Here is a 3828-nt window from a genome sequence, read left to right as displayed (position 1 = left end):
ACTGAAGATTTTCTGGTCCGCCTTCTGGCGGAGGGGGCTGCCGGTTCTGTACAACAGAACACAGCAAGCCTGGATCCCGATGGGTGACTGGTGCGGATCATTATTCCGCCATCCCAATAAAATTGAAATTTCAGATGCGAATTCAGACAGGCCACCTGCACCATTCTGAGTTAACCGTAATCAAGCAAAAAAAGAGGTGACGCTTGAACAGGAGAGGTGTTTTTTTACTTGACAGGTCCTTTAAATGGGAGACCCCTTTAATGCCAGACAGGATGAGCTGCACCTGCCGGTCCAGTTCTGCCTGTGCGGCTTGGGATGCGGATTGCAGCACCGGGGCCATGCGTTCCTCATCCTGCAGGACCATGGGCGGAGAGGATGACCAGATGCCTTTGATGGTTTCGTCACGGGGGTTGCCCTTTCTGGGATTGGCCCGGCGCTTGCCCGTGCGGATGAAAATGTTGGTATGGCCGCTGGCCATGGTGGCCACAAAGCCAGCCTGCTTAAATTTTTCGTGAAACTGAATCCGGCCCTTCCGGTGTTTGAACAGGGCCGAAAAGCCTTTTTGGGATCTTCTGCCGCCAAAGTGCATTCCCGGCATCTGTCCCTTGATCTTCCAGGGTTTGGATTTGTCATAGAGGGGAACCCCACGTTTGTCCCTTGCCCTGAGGTAGCAGGTGAAATCCGTATAGGTGGCTTTGCGTTCCGTGATGGTCTGGCGGATGACGGTTTTGGTGAGGTTGACTTCCTTATATATGGTATCCACGGCCACGGTTTTGGCCTTGGAAAGCCCTTTGTTCAAGGCCCTTGTGGTGGCCTTCCGGCTGCCGTTTTTCACATCGGCAAGCAGCTTTTCCACCTCATCCAGCCCCTGAATGCTGACATTGGAAATCATGGGATGGTTTCCTCCTTACCCATACTGCACCAGACCGATCTTCATCAGCACATCGCCCTCCACCAGTACCCGTGTGCTGCGGTATTTACTGGTGTTGAGGATCACCGGAACCGCCTCCCGGAAGGCACCCACATCCGAGCGCAGCACCTCGATTTCCATTTCCCAGCTCACAACCCCGGTCTGCCGTTCCATCTCTCCGGTGCGGCGGGTACGGGCCAGAATTTCCCGGCCATCGTAGAAGATCCACTCGGCCCCTTCTTCGGGGTTCAGGATGATATTTCTGGCATCTTCTTCCAGCATGTCTTTCCAGTCCACGGGTCAGCTCCTTAAAAGGGTTACCCTTTTACCAGCGATTTCCGATACCCAGCAGGGCACCGATACGAACTCCGGCATAGCCTGCCTGTGCCGTTATTTTCCATGAGGTGCGGCCAACGTCCTTTTTAAATTCCTGATCCGCCCATCTGCGCTCTTTGTGGTTGCGGGCATGTTTGCACCGCCAGTCATGGCGGCAGGAGGCTATGGGATGCCTGTGCCTTGGGAAAAAAGGCTGAAGCAGAACCGGCACCGATGAGCCGTCCCACTCAAAGTCCGCTGGCACCTCGCCAGCACTTCCATCCATATTCATGCAGAAAAGGGGCTTATCCAGCGCCCTGTGCAGGGGCTTTCCCGGCACCGACCGCATGTGGATGACGGTTCCCGAAGCTGCCATGGGATTTCCTTTCATAAAAAGCATAAAAAGGGGTCTAGCATAAAAAGGGGTCTGACCCCTTTTTCATATTTTTCATATCCAGATTCCAGACATGGAAAGCCGCTGGGCTTCCCTGAAATATCCGTTCCAGGTTTCGGGTCTGGCCCTGCCCGGATTCCAGGCAGCAAGGTACTGCCGCCAGCCTTTGTCCGGCTCATCCGGGCCGGGCAGGGGTTCCGGGATGGTCCATAGCAGAAGCCGTGCATAGCAGCAGGCAAGGGCATCGTTATGTTCAATGGCGGCATGGCTTTCTTCCACGTCCACGCCGTAGCGCATTCCCACCAGAATCCGGCGGATGGTGACAGCGCTTGCCGGGTGGTTCAGCACACCGGCAATGCCAGCTTTTTCAAACTGCCAGAATCCCCTTGCAGGGCCACGGATCTGGCGGCGATGCATAAAGCGGGATTCCTGCATGCCGATGGCGTGGAGCATTCCCATGGCCGCAGGGCTTTTCATCTTCTCGGGAAGCAGGGCAAAGCCTGCACTGATAAATGGATGCATTATTTTCCCCTTTCTGCCACGGCCCGAAGCACCTTCTTTTCCAGCAAACCCAGAATCTGGGCGGAGGAATAGCCACTCACTCCGCAGACAGCGGCCCGGAAGTTGGGCGAAATGGCCTCGGCATCGGCAATGAGAAGAAAAACGAGGATGCCCACAAAGGCACTCATGAGCAGCCCACCGAAAAACCAGCACCACGAAAAGGCTTTGGGGTTTTGCATCATCCTCACCATCCCTCCCAGCATGGCCAGCAGAACAGCGGGTGCGACTTCCATGCAGGCTCTGAGGAGTTCTTCCGGTATCCGCACGCCGCGTCTCCTTTTTTCTATTTAATCCCACCCATGAGGTAGCAGCACTTGCCGGAGACATCCGTCCGGATGCGGCCATCATCGTAATAGGAGCGCAGATAGGCTTCGTCCACGTCATGGCGTACCCGGATGATCTCCGAGCGCAGGGCCTCTTCCCGGTACTGCTCCACGATGGGTTCTGTGCTGGCATCCTTGGCATAGACAAAGGTGCGGCCCACACAGGGTTCCGTGATGTCGTAGCTGCCGGAGATTTTCACCAGAGCGGCGTAATCACTCGTCCAGATGTCTTCAAAGACCAGCCGCTTGCCCTTGGGCGAGGCATTGCGCATCCCACCCGCCACCACCACGTTCTTCACGTTCAGGATCTGGGCCAATTGATCCGAAGTAAGTCGGTTTAAGTCAATGCCGGGGAAGGTGTATTTGAGCTGTTCCCGGATCTCTCCGTTGGCCTTCAGCCATTCCGCCACCTGCCATGAGATAATCAGGGCATCCGGCTCCATCCCGCACTGCTGGCGAAAGGCGGCCTTGCCGTCCCGGATATCCTGCACCGGAGTTCCTTCCGCCGGATCGCTCCATTTTTTGGACACGTTGTGGGGCGTGAACACGGAAGGGTTCATCACCCGGGCGGCAATGCGCTTTTCCTGCGCCCGGAGGATGATGGCCATGTTCCGGCGGGTGGCGATTTCCTCGGCCAGTCCGGGCCGCTGGTTTTCCAGCTCATCCCATTCCACATCGTCCATGGGCTCTTCGTGGCCCTTTTCCGAAACCGCATATTTCCCCCGCTCGTACTCCCATTCCGACCTGTGGTAACGGCCCCTTGGGGAGCGTTCCACGTCTTCATCGGAAAAAAGCACTTCCGCAGGAATCACGGGATAGGTGCCGCCTCGGGCCATGACCTTATGGATGGGCATGACCGAAAGGCCGATATAGCCCTCCGAAGGATCGCGGAGGGTTTCGAGTACGGTAGCGCCCAGATCGGGACGCCAGATAAGACTGCCGTTGGTGGCGCGCATGGTATTTCCTTTCCTTCAGGCCCCCTCTCCCTCTGGGAGAGGGTTGGGGTGAGGGCATAATGTCGTAGGGTCAGGCCCCTTTAAAGGACCGCTGGCTGCGCTTCGGGAGCCTCAGCGACCAGCCGGGAAAAAGGGGTCACCCATTTAAAGGACCTGTCAAGTAAAAAAACACCTCTCCTGTTCAAGCGTCACCTCTTTTTTTGCTTGATTACGGTTAACTCAGAATGGTGCAGGTGGCCTGTCTGAATTCGCATCTGAAATTCCAATTTTATTGGGATGGCGGAATAATGATCCGCACCAGTCACCCATCGGGATCCAGGCTTGCTGTGTTCTGTTGTACAGAACCGGCAGCCCCCTCCGCCAGAAGGC

6 protein-coding genes are annotated in these 3828 nt (G+C 56.3%); all 6 read right to left on the bottom strand.

Annotation, left to right across the window (positions count from 1 at the left end; genetic code table 11):
• Positions 1-142: 142 nt before the first annotated feature.
• Positions 143-892 (bottom strand): phage tail protein, encoded by a 750-nt coding sequence (locus FIM25_RS16715; protein WP_139450990.1) that lies wholly within the window; start codon positions 890-892, stop codon positions 143-145.
• A gap of 15 nt (positions 893-907) precedes the next feature.
• Positions 908-1207: a hypothetical protein gene (locus FIM25_RS16710; protein ID WP_139450989.1), complete on the bottom strand. Its 300-nt coding sequence runs from the start codon at positions 1205-1207 to the stop codon at positions 908-910.
• A 28-nt stretch (positions 1208-1235) separates the two neighbouring features.
• A complete protein-coding gene (locus FIM25_RS16705) occupies positions 1236-1601 on the bottom strand; it encodes a DUF1353 domain-containing protein (protein ID WP_179953484.1) in 366 nt (121 codons plus the stop codon).
• A gap of 72 nt (positions 1602-1673) precedes the next feature.
• The gene (locus tag FIM25_RS16700; RefSeq protein WP_139450987.1) at positions 1674-2141 is read right to left on the bottom strand and encodes a hypothetical protein; all 468 of its coding nucleotides are present in this window, start codon (positions 2139-2141) and stop codon (positions 1674-1676) included.
• Positions 2141-2446, bottom strand: a complete 306-nt coding sequence (locus FIM25_RS16695; protein WP_139450986.1) for a phage holin family protein — start codon at positions 2444-2446, stop codon at positions 2141-2143. The genes FIM25_RS16700 and FIM25_RS16695 overlap by 1 nt, the downstream gene beginning before the upstream one ends.
• 17 nt (positions 2447-2463) lie before the next feature.
• Positions 2464-3459 (bottom strand): hypothetical protein, encoded by a 996-nt coding sequence (locus tag FIM25_RS16690; protein WP_139450985.1) that lies wholly within the window; start codon positions 3457-3459, stop codon positions 2464-2466.
• Between the last annotated feature and the right edge of the window lie 369 nt (positions 3460-3828).

The sequence above is a fragment of the Desulfobotulus mexicanus genome (assembly GCF_006175995.1).
Classification (GTDB): Bacteria; Desulfobacterota; Desulfobacteria; order Desulfobacterales; family ASO4-4; genus Desulfobotulus; species Desulfobotulus mexicanus.
The sequence above is the reverse complement of the archived record's forward strand: the minus strand, read 5'-3'. Positions and strand labels throughout refer to the sequence as shown.